General features: G+C 49.4%; 14 protein-coding genes and 1 tRNA gene. 12 read left to right on the forward strand and 3 right to left on the reverse strand.

Annotated features, from left to right (window positions below; all coding sequences use genetic code 11):
• The first annotated feature begins 176 nt into the window (after positions 1-176).
• Positions 177-1,106, forward strand: a complete 930-nt coding sequence (locus tag ACNRUY_RS22680; protein ID WP_488113941.1) for an RING finger domain-containing protein — start codon at positions 177-179, stop codon at positions 1,104-1,106.
• A gap of 78 nt (positions 1,107-1,184) precedes the next feature.
• Here the strand turns inward: ACNRUY_RS22680 and ptsG are convergent, their stop codons facing one another.
• Positions 1,185-2,645 carry a PTS glucose transporter subunit IIBC gene (gene ptsG, locus ACNRUY_RS22685; RefSeq protein WP_488113942.1) on the reverse strand — a complete coding sequence of 487 codons (1,461 nt, stop codon included), beginning with the start codon at positions 2,643-2,645 and terminating at the stop codon, positions 1,185-1,187.
• 397 nt (positions 2,646-3,042) lie between these two features.
• Here ptsG and ACNRUY_RS22690 point away from each other — a divergent pair, with 397 nt between their 5' ends.
• Together ACNRUY_RS22690 and ACNRUY_RS22695 are read left to right on the forward strand one after the other, a co-directional pair.
• Positions 3,043-3,723 (forward strand): TetR/AcrR family transcriptional regulator, encoded by a 681-nt coding sequence (locus ACNRUY_RS22690; RefSeq protein ID WP_488113943.1) that lies wholly within the window; start codon positions 3,043-3,045, stop codon positions 3,721-3,723.
• Between the two features lie 176 nt (positions 3,724-3,899).
• Positions 3,900-5,759 carry a choice-of-anchor B family protein gene (locus ACNRUY_RS22695; RefSeq protein WP_488113944.1) on the forward strand — a complete coding sequence of 620 codons (1,860 nt, stop codon included), beginning with the start codon at positions 3,900-3,902 and terminating at the stop codon, positions 5,757-5,759.
• Positions 5,760-5,835: 76 nt separating this feature from the next.
• Here ACNRUY_RS22695 and ACNRUY_RS22700 read toward each other — a convergent pair whose 3' ends face one another.
• The gene (locus tag ACNRUY_RS22700) at positions 5,836-6,756 is read right to left on the reverse strand and encodes a LysR family transcriptional regulator (protein ID WP_488113945.1); all 921 of its coding nucleotides are present in this window, start codon (positions 6,754-6,756) and stop codon (positions 5,836-5,838) included.
• A 108-nt stretch (positions 6,757-6,864) separates the two neighbouring features.
• On the opposite strand from ACNRUY_RS22700, the gene ACNRUY_RS22705 reads away from it, so the two are divergent.
• The 3 genes from ACNRUY_RS22705 to ACNRUY_RS22715 all read left to right on the forward strand — a co-directional run bounded on the left by ACNRUY_RS22705 (position 6,865) and on the right by ACNRUY_RS22715 (position 9,085).
• Positions 6,865-7,170, forward strand: a complete 306-nt coding sequence (locus tag ACNRUY_RS22705) for a monooxygenase (RefSeq protein WP_488113946.1) — start codon at positions 6,865-6,867, stop codon at positions 7,168-7,170.
• Between the two features lie 10 nt (positions 7,171-7,180).
• The gene (locus tag ACNRUY_RS22710) at positions 7,181-7,552 is read left to right on the forward strand and encodes a hypothetical protein (protein WP_488113947.1); all 372 of its coding nucleotides are present in this window, start codon (positions 7,181-7,183) and stop codon (positions 7,550-7,552) included.
• A gap of 345 nt (positions 7,553-7,897) precedes the next feature.
• Positions 7,898-9,085: an anaerobic sulfatase maturase gene (locus ACNRUY_RS22715; RefSeq protein ID WP_488113948.1), complete on the forward strand. Its 1,188-nt coding sequence runs from the start codon at positions 7,898-7,900 to the stop codon at positions 9,083-9,085.
• A gap of 205 nt (positions 9,086-9,290) precedes the next feature.
• Here the strand turns inward: ACNRUY_RS22715 and ACNRUY_RS22720 are convergent.
• Positions 9,291-9,367, reverse strand: a tRNA-Ile gene (locus ACNRUY_RS22720).
• A gap of 153 nt (positions 9,368-9,520) precedes the next feature.
• Here ACNRUY_RS22720 and ACNRUY_RS22725 point away from each other — a divergent pair.
• The 6 genes from ACNRUY_RS22725 to ACNRUY_RS22750 all read left to right on the forward strand — a co-directional run bounded on the left by ACNRUY_RS22725 (position 9,521) and on the right by ACNRUY_RS22750 (position 15,129).
• Positions 9,521-10,291: a transglutaminase-like cysteine peptidase gene (locus tag ACNRUY_RS22725; protein ID WP_488113949.1), complete on the forward strand. Its 771-nt coding sequence runs from the start codon at positions 9,521-9,523 to the stop codon at positions 10,289-10,291.
• Positions 10,288-12,246, forward strand: a complete 1,959-nt coding sequence (locus ACNRUY_RS22730) for a bifunctional diguanylate cyclase/phosphodiesterase (protein WP_488113950.1) — start codon at positions 10,288-10,290, stop codon at positions 12,244-12,246. Before ACNRUY_RS22725 ends, ACNRUY_RS22730 begins: the two co-directional genes overlap by 4 nt.
• A gap of 366 nt (positions 12,247-12,612) precedes the next feature.
• On the forward strand, positions 12,613-13,650 hold the full coding sequence (locus tag ACNRUY_RS22735) for a DUF2333 family protein (RefSeq protein WP_488113951.1): 1,038 nt from the start codon (positions 12,613-12,615) through the stop codon (positions 13,648-13,650).
• A gap of 74 nt (positions 13,651-13,724) precedes the next feature.
• The gene (locus ACNRUY_RS22740) at positions 13,725-14,318 is read left to right on the forward strand and encodes an HD domain-containing protein (RefSeq protein ID WP_488113952.1); all 594 of its coding nucleotides are present in this window, start codon (positions 13,725-13,727) and stop codon (positions 14,316-14,318) included.
• A gap of 16 nt (positions 14,319-14,334) precedes the next feature.
• Entirely contained in the window at positions 14,335-14,652 is a 318-nt protein-coding gene (yciH, locus tag ACNRUY_RS22745; RefSeq protein ID WP_488113953.1) for a stress response translation initiation inhibitor YciH, read from the forward strand.
• 75 nt (positions 14,653-14,727) lie between these two features.
• Positions 14,728-15,129: a hypothetical protein gene (locus ACNRUY_RS22750; protein ID WP_488113954.1), complete on the forward strand. Its 402-nt coding sequence runs from the start codon at positions 14,728-14,730 to the stop codon at positions 15,127-15,129.
• The last annotated feature ends 479 nt before the right edge of the window (positions 15,130-15,608 follow it).

Consider the following 15,608-nt stretch of genomic DNA (forward strand, 5'->3'; position numbering starts at 1 on the left):
CCGGAAATACCTTGTGCATCACCGGCAATGGGTGAGGGCGGCAGAGTTTTATGGAGGACACCGATCTGCTCTGGGGACATCATGGGTATGGACTTCAGGATGTCTTGGAATTGCTGAGGTTTCATGGCTGGAACTCCACTTTACACGACAATTCTCATGCTCAGGGAGTATAGACCATGTTAGCAACATTTAATTTGAACAGCGCCATGCAAAACAATGAATTGCCGGGTTGGCAGCAAATGTTTGCAGAACATAGCCTTGATGCTCAGTCTATCAATCAGGCACTGGAAATCGACCACCCGGTGGATGGCCTGGTAATTTCATCAGAAGCTCTCATTATTGCTATGTCCCTTGCCTCCAAAAAACAAGATAGAAACGTATTGGGCAGCTTAGCTACTGAGCTAGCGTCCAGGTATGAAGACCAAAGGACATCTTTTACTACGCTGCCTTTATTGCAGGCCTACTTCGATGAGGATGCTCTGCCTTGGTTGGCGGAACAGTTTTCACTGGCGACTCAAGGGGCAAACCACCTGGATCCCTCCCATATGGCCAGAGCGCTGGCTTACCTTGTCATCAATACTGAACTGAGTCCCAGGAACACCTCGATCCTATTTTCTGGCCTCACCACAGTAGCATCGACACAGCTCATTATAGAGCTGGGCCGCGGTGCTCCTGACGATCATGCTCTGATTGTAAAAGTGCTCAATGGCCTAGACCTGGAGAAAGTGCGCCATTTTCTTTATGTAAGATACATAAAAGACAGAAGCGTTGATGACCGGGTAGTACTGAAAGAGTGGATTGAGCAGGCCATTGTAAGAGGCGCTTGCCTGGAGGCATTTGAGGGCGAAGCAAAAGCTAGCAGCGGCAGTCAATTGCCACCGGAGTTAAAGAGTATCGAATGTCCCATTTGTATGGACATCTTCAAGGAACCCGTCATTTCTCAGTGTGGCCACAGTTTTTGCAGGGAGTGCATTATCCAACACTTGGGAAATACCCCAACTTGTCCGGCTTGCAGAAAGCCCGTCTCAGAGGATCGCTTGATTCGTAATTTTGCCATTGATGGTATGATCGAAGAGTTAATCCCGGAATCCGAATCATCTGAGTAACATAATAAAATGCCGCTTTTATCAACAATGACAAAAGCGGCATGGGCTTACTGACAGTGAAAGAATGACTCTGCTTTATCAGGCAACGGCAAGATCCGCTTCAGGTGCCTGACCGCTCTTGATCAGTTCATTCATCTCAGTCTTGATGTTGTCCGATTTAGGGCCAAAGATGGCCTGCATGTTCTGACCTACCACCAGAACCGCGGTAGCACCCAGAGCCTTGATGGCTTCTACATCAACATTTTCAGGCTTATGAACAGTCACTCGCAGTCGTGTGATACAGGCATCAACACTCTTGATGTTGCTCTGGCCACCGAAAGCGATAAACAGTTTTCTGGCCAGTTCACTCCCCACTTCAACCGATACAGCCATCTCGGCTTCGTCTTCACGACCCGGGGTTTTCAGGTTGAACATCTTGATGGCGAAACGGAAAACAGTGTAATAAATCACTGCATAAGCGGCGCCCCAGACCAGAATCATGGCGGGCTTGGTGCCGATGCCAAAGAACAGACTGTAGTCGATCAGGCCGTGGGAGAAAGAGGCTCCCATCTTGATGCCGAAGAAGTTGGTGATGGTGAATGCAATACCCGCCAGAACCGCATGAATACCGTACAGCACAGGCGCCACAAACAGGAAGGAGAATTCGATGGGCTCGGTGATACCGGTCAGCATGGAGGTCAGGGCTGCAGAAATCATGATGCCGCCCACACGCTTCTGGTTTTTGGTTTCAGCACAGTGCCACATGGCGATCGCAGCGGCAGGCAGACCAAACATTTTGAACAGGAAGCCACCGGCCAGGAATCCGGCGGTCGGGTCGCCGGCAAAGAAACGGGGAATGTCCCCGTTGACGACGGTACCGGTTGCGGTCACAAATTCACCCATCTGCATCTGGAAAGGCACATTCCAGATGTGGTGCAGGCCAAAAGGAATCAGCAGTCGTTCAATAAAGCCATACACGAAGCCCATGGTGACCGGGTTGCCTTCAGAGGCATAGTTACCAAAACTTTCGATGGCATTGCCGATGGGAGGCCAGATAAAGCTGAGGATAACGCCCAGGAAAATTGCACCAAAGGCTGTAACAATGGGAACAAAACGTTTGCCTGCAAAGAAGCCCAGGTATTCAGGCAGCTTGATCTTGTAGAACCGGTTAAACATCATGGAAGCCAGAATACCGGCCAGGATACCGCCAAACACGCCGGTATCAATGGAATTGATTCCCATAATGGACTTGGTTTCAACGCCCAGAGTATCGGCCATAACCCCCATGGTGCCCAGCAGGACGACATAGCCAACAACGGCCGCCAGAGTGGACACTCCGTCGTTATCGGTCAGGCCAAGAACAACACCGATGGCAAACAGCAGTGGCAGGTTGCCAAATACCGCACCACCGGCCTGAGCCATAATATGATTGAGCAGATCCGGCAGAAAACCAAAGTTTGCACTGCCTACCCCCAGCAGGATACCTGCCACTGGCAAAATTGCCACGGGCAGCATCAATGACCGCCCGATTTTTTGTAATACGGTAAATGCGCTACGCATCAATGGAAACCTTTCATTCAGAGTTTTCTGTTGGCCTGATTTTTGTTGGTTCAGGCCTTAAATCCGCTCAGCCCTCTAACCCGCAGAGGACTCCTATCAGTCCAACGTCTAATGAGTTTGATAAAACGAGGGAGAGTCACGGCGCGCAATTTTTATACAGCATGCCTTTTGTTGGCCTGACCCAGATCAAAAGAAAACGATTTTGTTCTTCGGTTAACGCTTCTAATCGTGATCATTGTTGATCTGGATCAATGATTACTTTTGTAACTTATTGTTGCTGTTTATTGTTGGTGTTTGTTGTTCTCATTAGAAAGCCTGAATACGGACTCACTGTATTTATCAACCAAAAGCGTTTAAATTCTGCATAAGACTTACAGAGGCTAAGAAGTGCTTTTCCATGGCGACTGCAACCCGAAAAAAAACAACACGACAATCCCGGGAAACCAGGATTCGGGATATTCTTAAGGCTGCCCGGGAGGTGTTTGAGGCTCGGGGCTATGAAAAAGCCACAGTGGCTGAAATTGCTGACCGTGCGGGTATCGTTGAGGGCACAGTATTCAGTTACTTTCCTACCAAGCGCATGCTGGTGCTGAAGGTCATGGAGCAGTTTTACCAGCAGATCACAGCGCTGATCGAAGAAGGTATCCAAGGTGTTTCCGGCACACGTGAGCGGCTGTACTATGTGGTCTGGAACCATCTGAATATCATGACTCACAACAGTGCGTTGTGTGGCGTGATTCTCAATGAGTCCCGTGGAATCGATAACGAGCTTTCCCGGCAGGTCAGGAGCCTGAATCGACGTTATACAGAGATTGTCGTCAATATTACCCGGGAAGGCATTGTTGCCGGTGACTTGAAACCGGATACCTGCGTCACCCTCGTCCGCAACACTCTGTTTGGCACACTTGAACATTACCTGTGGGGGCTTCAGGCTGGCAGCTCAGAACCCCAGTCTATGGACATCGATCAGACTTCAGGGCAGATCACTGACCTGATTTTCGATGGGATAAGGAACAAAAGCCCCAAAAAAAATCAGGAAGTGTATGAACTTGTTCACAAGTTGAACTCACTGTTGTGACCAATTACCTCAACAAAGAACATCAAAGGCTTCAGGTCGATAAGCTTACAAGCTGGATTTTATTTTGAGCTGTTTATCTGGGTCATGTTTTCTGAAAGTAAACTAGACTGTAATCCGTTCATGGTCATCAGCTCTTTATTGTGGTGGGAAAAAATACTGATCAGAGGTTAAACGTTATGAAACCGCTGTTTTTTATTGTTTCTGCTCTTATTTTTGTGCTTGATACTGCCTGTGCAGGCATGAAAATGCCAGATCGAAATAAACACCTTTTTTTTTCAAGTAATGGGTCTAACAATGCCAACTGCCTGAGTGAGGACGAACCTTGTCTATCTGAAAGTGGTGGAGATGTCAGGCTACTCAAAGGCGACACTTTGACGATAATGGACAGTAAATATGTTATTAACGACTTTGATACACTGTATAAAATAATTTCGGGACAACTGAATGTTCGCTATATGAGAGGAGGTAATCATATCAAGAATGTTAAAAAATACATGACCGGAGTTCCCTGGTCGTTGAAACATGCCTTAGCTCAGCGGGAGATTGAAAGGGTTTCCGGAAGGAAACTGAAAGAAGTATCGGATCAAAATGACCTTCTTTTTGAAGTGAATCTGAGTACTGAGGACCTCTCTGAATTGAGAAGGTTTCAGCGGGAGGCTCTGAAGAGCTCGGCCAAAGGAAGTGAACCATGCAGTAAAGGGCTTTCAGGGCCGAACCGGTGCCACAATGTTGACCGTTTATCCCATATGCCGTTAAAAACCTTTTCAGGGAGTCCTGATGAAGCCATGGATATATGGGGCTTTGTGAATATGAACAATAAAAAGGAATATGTCATCATCACCTTTGACAATGGTATCGCTGTTGTGGATGTGAGTAATCCCGTTAACCCTTTTGAAGTCAAGTTCATTAAATCGAAAGTGGTATATTGGCGGGATGCAAAGGTATACCAGTACAAAGATCTGGCAACAGGGAATTACAAGATCTATGCCTATATTTCCACTGATACCCAGGAAGGTAACAAAGGAAAAGGGATTCAGATAATTGACGTATCGGATCCCGGTAATATCAGGCAGGTTGGTTATAACACCCGGTTCATGCTTGAAATTCACAATCTTTTTATCAGTAATACCGACTTTTCCACAGGCATCCCTTTGCCTGGAATGACCCCTTATCTGTATGCCATAGGTTCCAATTATGGTGTGTCAAATAATGAGGAGCTTGGTCGAATGAAAAGCTCCGGCTTTACCTCTCAGAGGCGGTATGAAAAAGCCCAGGGGCGGGCTGTTTTTTACAGCCTTGATCGTCCGGAAAGATTGAAAAAAATGGGGCAGGCCAGGAGGGGGTATTCTCATGATATCGTTACTATGGTGATTGACGATGATCGGAGGTTGGCGTGCAAGGATCCTGAAAGTCATGCTTATTGTGAAGTGATGATTGAATTTCACGATTCCAATGACGATGACAATAAGGAGTGTGGTGTTATTATCTGGGATATGACCAATAAGCGTAAGCCATGGAGAATCAGTAAAATTGGCTATAAGCGGTGTTCATACTCCCACTCCGGATGGTACTCAAGTGATATGCGCTATGTCTTTGTTCACGATGAAAGCGATGAAGAAGACTATGACGCTAAAATGGTGGTAAGAGTTCTTGATATATCCGATTTAAAGAAGCCTGAATTCGTTCATACTTTCAGATCCAATACTTATGCAACCGACCATAATGGTTTCACTGTGGGGAATCATTATTATATATCCAACTATCGAAGGGGCTTAACGGTTCTTGATGTTTCTGACCCTCTGAATATCACTGAAGTGGGCTTTTTTGATACGTTTCCCTTTCCAAAAACAGACTCCCCGGATTTCGACGGTGCCTGGGGCGTTTATCCATTTCTGCCCTCAGGCAATATTGCTGTCAGCGATACGGCCTATGGGCTTTATATGCTCAGGTTGACAGGGGAAGAGACTTCTTCGGTTACTCCACCGATGACAACTGAGACAGGAGCGACGGGTTCGGTGCCTGAACCCCTTCAATAAAAAAGGCAACTTGTCTTATGCCAGCCAGCAAGGAAAAACAGGCTGATTGGCAGTAGCGATTCCCGTACTCAGTCGCTTACCCATTGCCTGATTGTTGGTGGGTGATTAAAAAATCGTAAAAACCTTTAGCGGCTGGGCCGGTTTTTGCCCCTTTTGGCAAAGTAAGGTGCAGCGGAACCTGATACTTGTTTGCCTGTTCGACCTCAAGTACCTTCAGCTGGCCCTGATTCCGCTGGGCGACAAGGTGTTCTGGCAGCCGGCCAACGCCAACTCCCTGCTCTATTGCCCGGAGTGCATGATCAAAATTGTCAACCGTAATGCGTTGATGTGCTTTCAGCCACCCTGCATCCTGAGGCACTTTTGTTTGTGAAACAGCGCCTAAATCCCGCACCACAATCTGACAGCAGTTAGAAACATCGGCCATGCAGACCTGGTTTTGATCGGCCAGTGGGTGTTTGACAGAGACAACAGGCACCATGCTGGCCATAGAAAAGGCTTCTGCGGGATAGTTGGTGACTGGCAGAGTGATAATTGCAATGTCGGCCTGCTCGCTGGTGACCATCTCCGTGGTTTTGGATAGGGAGGTTTCCACTACCTGAATAGAGGTGGCACTGTTTTGCTTTGCGTATCTGGCCATTGAACGGTAAAGAAGATCAGGGTCGCACAAGTGATCCATGGCGACAGTGATTTCGGACTCCATGCCCGCAGCAAACTGATGGCTGATCTCCTCCAGCTTACGGGCCTGATCCAGCATGGCTGTGGCCCGGCGAAGCAGGGATTTTCCCTGTTCGGTTAATACCACCCGCCTTCCTTTTACTTCCACCAACTTCAAGTTGAGTTGGTCTTCCAGCTTTTTGATGGTGTAAATCAGCGTGGTATGGCTTTTATTGAGAGCGCCTGCGGCGGCTTGAATGCTGCCCGCACTCTCTATTTCCAGTAGTGTCACCCACTGCTCAAGGGTGGTTTTCAGTCGCATAACTGTGAGTTTTTTGAACATGAATGCACAGGATTATGAACTGTTATGCCTGGCTTTTATAGGAAAGAATAACGCCATCAACCAAGAGGGCTGGATATTCACTGTCCTCAGAAAACGGGAAGGTAGGTCATGAAGCTACTGCAAGTGGATTTTGATTATAATGGTCCAATGGGTAAAGAGATGTCTGATGCCCTGGTAGAGTTGGCCGAGTCCATCAATCATGAGCCTGGGCTGATCTGGAAAATATGGACGGAAAGTAAAAAAGAAAAACTGGGTGGCGGTATCTACCTGTTCAAGGATGAAGAATGCGCCAGAGCATACCTGGCCATGCATTCTGAGCGTTTAAAGCAAATGGGGGTGGGTGAAGTACGAGGTATCATTTTCGATATTAATGAGCCTCTGACTTGTATCAATAATGGCCCTGTTCTGTATTAAGGAGGCTGTTATGAACAATAAACAGTTTTTAACCCTGCATGGATGCATCTACGCAGTATTTGCTTTTGCACTGTTTTTTCTACCTGCTGTGATGTGGCCAATGTATGGTGTGGAAATCAATGATCGGTATGCCTATTTTCTCTCCCAGCATACCAGTATCTTTCTGGGGGGCGTGGCTGCAATCAGTCTGTTGTTGCGTAAAATAGAGCATCGGGAAACCGTTCGTCAGTTATTGAAAGCCCTGGTGATTACCAACCTTCTCGGAGTCGTCATCACCGGTTACGCTGCAGTGACGGGTATTTTTGTTGGATTTGGCTGGAGTGATCCGGCGTTCTTTGTTCTTCTTTCTGGTTTGAGTTATTGGCAGTACTGCAAGCGTTAGTATCCCTGTGGTGTCTCGATTATCTCTGAAGAGGAAACTCTTTAGCTTTGCTTCTCTGGGTCTTGTTCAGGGTAATCACTTCCTGAACGCACAGGCAGTGCCTGCATTGAACAAGACCATAAAAGAAAAATAAATAACAATAATGAGAAAATGTTTACAGGTGATTTCAAAGGCTTTCAGACGACCACAAACGTTGATTCTTCTCAATGTAAAAAATAAGGTAAAATAATATAATTCCCTGTTTTATCGATGTAGACCTTCCGTTTGAGCAGTAACGGGCTTTGTTCTGCAGTCAGGCGCTAACAGTTTTTCGAGGTTATTTTGACAGAGTCAGTGTTCCATATCATGGCAAAGCCCAGCAGTTTCCAGTGCAACATGTCCTGTGATTACTGCTTCTACCTGGAAAAAGAGGACATTTACGGCAGGGATACGCCGATGCGGATGAATGAGGAAACCCTGCGTCAGTACATCCGGCAGCAAGTCAAAGCCCAGGAGCAGCAGCCGGAGCTGGGCTTTGTCTGGCAGGGGGGAGAGCCTACACTCTGTGGCCTGGATTTCTTTAAAAAAGTGGTGAAACTCCAGAAGAAATACGGAAATGGCAAAAAGGTCAATAACAGCATCCAGACCAATGGTTTGCTGATTAACGACCAGTGGGCCCGGTTCCTGGCGGATAACCGGTTTCTTGTGGGGATCTCCATTGATGGCCCTCAGCACCTCCACGACCGCTACCGTGTGACCAAAGGGCGAACCCCTACGTTCAAAAAAATCATGGCCGCTATTGAACGACTGAAGAAGTATAAGGTTGAGTTCAATACCCTGACCGTCATTAATGATCACAACTGTGACCATGGCCTTGAGGTGTACCGCTTCCTGAAATCCATTGGTTCCGACTTTCATCAATATATTCCAATTGTGGAAGTGATGGAGGCGGATGCCCGGATTGAAAATGAACAGTTGATCTTCCCGGTGCACCCCAAACCGGAAATGACCGGTTTTTCCGTTCCTGATCAGGGCTATGGCCGGTTTATGACGGCGGTCTTTGATGAGTGGGTGAAAAACGATGTGGGTGAAGTGTATGTCCGGATGTTTGAGACCATTCTGGCCCAGACTCTGGGTTATGATCCCTCCATCTGCATTTTCCAGAAAACCTGCGGCAATGCCCTGGTGCTTGAACAGAATGGCGATCTTTACCCCTGCGACCATTTTGTTTATGAAGATTTGAAGCTGGGGAATATTAATGACGAGTCCGTGATCACCATGGCAAAGTCGGAAAAGCAGCAGGCCTTTGGTAACAGCAAGGAAACGACCCTCACCGACGAGTGCCGGAAGTGCGAATATCTCAACCTCTGTCATGGCGGCTGCCCGAAGCATCGCGTGGTGGAAATCGGGGATACCTACAAGCAAAATCACCTTTGCGGCTCTTACAAAACGATTTTCGGCCATGTGAAACCGTATATGGAGTATATGGCCAATGAGCTGCGCCACCGACGCCCACCTCATACGGTCCGGACGTTTACACCGGTGAATCAGTGAGCCTCCTCAGTTTTTAAGAACGCTGTTTAAACCCGGCTGGTCGTGTGTGCTTTGCGGGCACGATCAGCGGTTAAAAAAAGGTTTAAAGCAGGGCTTTCAGTAGCGACAGGATGCTTTTGTGACATGACAGCCCTTTTTGGAGCTGTGACACTGTGCAGATTTATTAGGGGAAGTGGCTGAATAGCCTGTGTTTTGCGGGGGATAATGGTGGGCCCAGCAGGACTCGAACCTGCGACCAATGGATTATGAGTCCACTGCTCTAACCAACTGAGCTATAGGCCCTGAAGCGGTGGGAATTATAAGCATAGATCGAGCCATCAGCCAACCCTGTTATGCCCTTTAGCCGGTTTTTCCTTACCTGGCTGACCATTTCTTAACGTAATGACGACCCGTTGCCGATGCTAGAGAGAAGCAGAACCGGCTGACAGGGAAGTTATGCTTGCTCATTTATTCAACCCTTTATTCAGGATTCAATGGCTACACTGGCTGATTGCCCCGGTTCTGGCGGGTGACCTGATCATCGGCCAGGCTCTGCTGGACAATGTCAGAAGGATTTATGGCATGGCAGCTGTTCAGCGCCTGGAGCATTGGCAGAATCTGGTTGAATACAGCCAGAAGTTGCCGGAGGCCCAGAAGCTGCTTGAGGTGAACGATTTTTTCAATCGGATGCGGTTTGTGGATGACATTGATCACTGGGGACAGAAGGATTTCTGGGCGACGCCGGTGGAGTTCCTGGCCAGTGGCGGGGGGGACTGCGAGGATTTTTCCATTGCCAAGTACTTTACTCTCAGGGAGCTGGGGGTGTCTGACCGGAAATTACGGATCACTTATGTCAAGGCGCTGGAGTTGAATCAGGCGCATATGGTACTCAGTTATTATTCACAGCCGGGAAAAGAGCCTCTGATACTGGATAACCTGGTGAAGGAGATACGCCCTGCCAGCCAGAGGAAGGATCTGGCACCGGTCTACAACTTCAATGGTGATGGCCTCTGGTTGTCCCGTCAGCGAGGGGAAGGGGTCCGGCTGGGAGAGTCTACCCGGATCAAAACCTGGACAGAGTTACGCCAACGGCTTCAGCAGTCCAGTGACCAGGGTCGGTTGAAGGCTATTGGGCGAAGCAAAGAGAACAAGCGTTCTCCAGGCCGTTCCATCCAGCGGCCGGTAAAAGAATCCAAAACAAAACCAGAAACAAGGACGCCGCCATGACGCTACTTCGTGAACTGGCCATTTATCTGACTTTACTGCTGGTGTTGTTGTTTACAGGCAGCCTGATGTTGACCGTGTCGGATGCCCGCCACTACATGCAGCTGGAGTTAAACTCTCATGCTCAGGATACCGCTACTTCGCTGGGGGTGGCCATTGCCTCTGCCGGACAGGGGGATGCCGGGATCAATGTGGCGGCGATCGACTCCATGATCGATGCGGTTTTTGACCGGGGGTATTACGAACGGATTCGCTTTTCGGATATGAGTGGAAAAGTGCTGGTGGAAAGTGAACACACGGTGGTGATGGAAGAAATCCCCAACTGGTTTATTCGGCTGATCGATCTCCAGTCCCCGGCGGTGAGCAGTGAAATCAATGGTGGCTGGATGCCCATGGGAACTCTGGAAGTGGTGAGCCACCCAGGTTATGCCTATCGGAGTTTGTGGTCAAAAACCCGGGGCGATGTGATTCTGTTCGGTTCTGGCTTGCTGTTGGCGATTATGGGGCTGAATATTTTCCTTGGCATTGTGCTCCGACCTTTGGGGCGGATGGAAAAACAGGCCAATGCCATTTGCCATAGACGGTTCGAGATTCAGCCGGTTCTCCCCAGAACCCGGGATCTTCGCCGGGTGGTGGAGGCCATGAACCGGATGGCCGGTAAACTGGAGCAGTTGTTTACGGAGAAAGTGGTATTGACTGAAGAGTTGCGACGGAAGGCGCTCACGGACCCCTTGACCGGTACTCTCAACCGACGGGCCTTCAGGGATCGTATCAGCAGTGCCCTGGATGAGGAGCGGGGGGAGGCCGGGGGCAGTCTGTTGATGATTCAGATCCGGGGGCTGGATGAATTGAATCGCACCAAGGGGCATAAGTATGTGGATGAGCTACTGCTGGAAGCCAGCCGACAGGTGGACAAAACCCTGTCTCCCTGGGAGCAGGCTTTTCAGGGCCGGATTGAAGGCTCCATCTTCATGGTTTTTTTCCCGGCCTGTACCCTGGATGAAAATCGTCAAGTGACTGAGCTGATGTTCCGTGAGCTGGCCTCCATGCACTGTTTTAATTCCACTTCGGGTGACAACCATCTCCATATGGCTTCTGTCACTCATCGTGGGAGGTGCAGTACTGAAGCGTTGTTTGACCAGGTTGAACAGCTGATGCTTTCCCTGGAAGTTCAGGTCAATAATTGCTGGGAAGTGGCGGACGTCAGTGGTGAGGAGAGTCACGCCTATATGCGCTGGAGCGATGAACAGTGGAGAAGAACCCTGGAAGACGTGTTTACCCGGCGGCAAATTGAATTGCATTGTCAGCCCGTTTTTGATCGTCAGGGAAGGCAGCTGTTCAAAGAAGTATTTGCCCGTCTGAAGCTGGAGGGAGAGCAGGTCTCCGCAGAAGCGTTCTTGCCCATGGTAGAACGCTTTGGTCTGCATGCTGAATTTGACCGGGCGGTTTTCCTGGCACTGGCGGATCATATGGAGCACACCGATGAGCACCAGGTCTACTGCCTTAACCTGGCCCCTCACTCGTTAATGGATGGGCGTTTTTACCACTGGCTCTTCACTACCCTGAGATCGAGGCCGGATGTATCCAGAAGGCTGGTGCTGGAAACACCAGAGCGGACACTGGTGCTGGTGGGAGATCAGATGGCGGAAAGAGTGCGCAAGCTGGTATCCACTGGGTGCCGGTTTTCGGTGGATCATTTTGGCATTGCCAGCCAGGCTCTGGCTTCTTTGCAGGCTATGGATTTCCACTACATCAAGGTGGACAGCAGTTTTATCAGAGACATTGATGAAAACCAGGGTAATCAACTGTATATCCGGACCCTGGCCATGCTGGCGGGCGCCCGGGATATTCAAATTTTTGCCCAGGGGATTGAGCATGAGAATGAGTGGAATACGCTTCTCAAGCTGGGCATTCATGGAGGGCAGGGCTATTACCTGGGGCGTCCGGGGCATTTATAAGAGGTGCCTGATTTCAGCTTTAAGGCCTATTCATCTGTGGTTCTCGCACTTAAGGGGATATTGGAGGATAATACCGCTTCAATCGCAGCTATTAACTGCCCGTAAACTAACAAGGGCAGGTGACCAGGATGGCTGAGTCGGATAGCCTTTACGCTGGGAGACTGTCCAAGAATAGACTGCCCTACTGTGGCGGTAGAAAATTGGTCTTAAAATTCGCTTTTGTTCGGCAAATAGAACCACTATTCACCTTACCAAACCGAATTTTTATCCTCAATTTCCTATCGTCCTCGCTACGGGCGCTATTCTCGGACAGCCTCCTGGAAAAGGTGTTTTTCCAATGACAGGCCTGTGGTGAATGAGGGGATTATGGCACTGGAAAAAGTCAAAGAGCAGGTTCGATCTTCGTTGCAGGGCATCACCTGCCTGGTGCGTGGCAAGGCATTTATGGTACTGGTTGCGGTTCTGGCACTGCTGCTGCTTCTGGTGGGTTGGTACTGGAGCCAGGAACCTGAGCCCTTCTCTGTGCAGGCCAATGCGGAACAACTGGCCGCTGCTGATGGCATTGAGGTAGTGACTGGTTATACGACGACTGCAACGCTTTATACCATCGCCGACACTCTTTTGCATAAACCCGGTGGTTTTCTCAGAAATGATGTAATGCCCCCGGGGGTATTTCTGGATAATATGCCTAACTGGGAAGTGGGGGTGTTGATTCAGGTTCGGGATATGGCACGGGCTCTGCGGAAGGACTTCAGTCGCTCCCAGTCCCAGTCCAGAGAGGATCGTGACCTTGCAGTGGCAGAACCTCAGTTCAACTTTGATGCCCGCAGCTGGATTCTGCCGTCCAGTGAGCGCGAATATCAGCGGGGTATCGATAAGCTTCACAGCTATATGGTACGGCTGCCAGACACCCGTGACCCCGCCCAGTTTTATGCCCGTGCCGACAACCTCACCCGCTGGCTGAACGATGTGGAAACTCGCCTGGGCAGTCTTTCCCAGCGGTTGAGTGCCAGCGTCGGCAAACCCCGTCTGAATACGGACCTGGCCGGTGATGCGGAAGCTTCCCAGTCCACGGACTCGAGCGCTCAGTTGAATGTAAAAACCCCATGGACCCAGATTGACGATGTTTTTTATGAAGCGCGGGGAACGTCCTGGGCGCTGATTCACTTGCTGCGGGCCATTGAGATTGATTTTGCGGATGTACTGCAGAAGAAAAATGCCACAGTCAGTGTCCGTCAGATTGTTCGTGAGCTGGAAGCGACCCAGGAGACGGTGTGGAGCCCGATGATTCTCAATGGTTCCGGATTCGGAGTGCTGGCCAACCACTCCCTGGTGATGGCCAATTATATTTCCCGGGCCAATGCGGCGATCATTGACTTGAGGCGCCTGTTGGAACAGGGCTGAGTTTTCTGGATCTTACTAAAGCCTCTCTTTGAGAGGCTTTTTTCGTTGAAGTTAAGTTAAAGAGTTACGTGTAGATGGAAAAGCTGAGCCAGCAACTGGCCTTTGTGCTTGAGTTGGATAAACTCAAGGCGGTTTATCGTAAAACACAGGTGAAGCCCGATGGCCACCGGCAGGAAAACAGTGCCGAGCATAGCTGGCACATCAGCCTTCTGGCGCAGACCCTTGCAGAGTACGCTGAAGAGCCTGTGGATATTTCCCGGGTCACCCGGATGCTATTGATTCACGACGTTGTAGAAATTGATGCGGGGGACACGTTCGCCTTTGCCGCCAATGAAGCATTGTCTGAGCAGGGAGAAAAGGAACAGCAGGCGGCTGATCGCCTGTTTGGTTTGTTGCCACCGGCCCAGGCAGAATCACTCAAGGCATTGTGGCAGGAATTTGAACAGGCACAAACCGCCGATGCCCGGTTCGCCAAGGCCATGGATTGCATGCTGCCAGTGCTTCAGAACATGAACAGCGAGGGGGGCACATGGGCCAAATATCAGGTTACCCGCAGTCAGGTGCTCAGGCGAAACCGGCACCTGGAAAACCTCGCCCCCAAACTCTGGGATTATGTTCTCGGCCAGCTGGATGAAGCGATGGCCAATGGCTGGTTAAAGGCGGAATAAGAGCAGGGTAAACAGGATGAGTAACAGCAAACTGGTGTATTCCACCGATCAGGGCCGTATTCGGGAATCCTCCGTAAAAGAAGCGCCTGTGGGTGATGGTAATGTCCGGGTACGTCCGGAAAAAAAAGGCCGTGGTGGCAAGGTGGTGACGGTCATCAGTGGGTTGCCCCTGGCAGGCAACGACCTGAAGGCCTTTGCCAAACAACTGAAGAAGCGCTGTGGCGGCGGTGGAGCCGTGAAGGATGGCAACGTTGAGCTTCAGGGTGACCATGTGGATGTGATGGTGGAGGTTCTCAGAAAAGCAGGTTATGACGCCAAACGGTCGGGGGGGTAGGAAAGCTCTCCGGCGACGCCAATGTTTACCTTCATTATTCTATTTTGGGAACTGACTCCTGCCAGGGGGTAGTTTATGAAGTTTAGGGATGGTTTCCTTCTGGCTCTGTTGATAAGTCATTGCCCGGTGAAAGCATCGGTTATGGTACCCGGTGTTCATCCATCAGCTATGTTGTTGGCCTTCGGGCATATCCAGAGTATTTTCTCAGGTCATCTCAGCCCTGTTGACCACTGGCTCCCGGTTTTGTTGATTGCTCTCCTTGGACTGAAGGTTCATGGGGATAGGGATAGTTCTGAGCAGGCTGCTTCCATAGGGGCTGACAATAAAGAAAGTGATCATCAATCCTGGCAGGGGATCCATCATACAACACATTCTACGGTCTCCAGTGGCTGTAGTGCAGGGGGGATGGCAATGGTGATGATGACTGGGAGGAGAAAGACCGAAGAAAAGCGCCTCCAGATGAGGCAAAGGAGGTAGGCTGGGATGTTATATTGGCAAAAACTTTAATGTCTTACATAAGGCGCTTACATGAGGAGGATCTTCAGCTGTTTTCGGAATACTTGGCAGAAAACATACCGTATGTGCCTTTCTTTTTTTTGATAGCTTTGAGTAGTTTTAATTTTGATGACCAATTTTACAATGGAACAAAAACTACGTTCGAATCTTGGAGGAAGTTTCTTACCCTTATCCAGGAAAAGTCTCCAATTGGTGATACTAAAAGCGATTTCGATAACCTTATCCAGGGAATGCGGCGCTGTTCAAATTAAATGTTGCTAACATGGTCTATACTCCCTGAGCATGAGAATTGTCGTGTAAAGTGGAGTTCCAGCCATGAAACCTCAGCAATTCCAAGACATCCTGAAGTCCATACCCATGATGTCCCCAGAGCAGATCGGTGTCCTCCATAAAACTCTGCCGCCCTCACCCATTGCCGGTGATGCACAAGGTATTTCCGG

The sequence above is a fragment of the Endozoicomonas sp. Z74 genome (genome assembly GCF_057680865.1).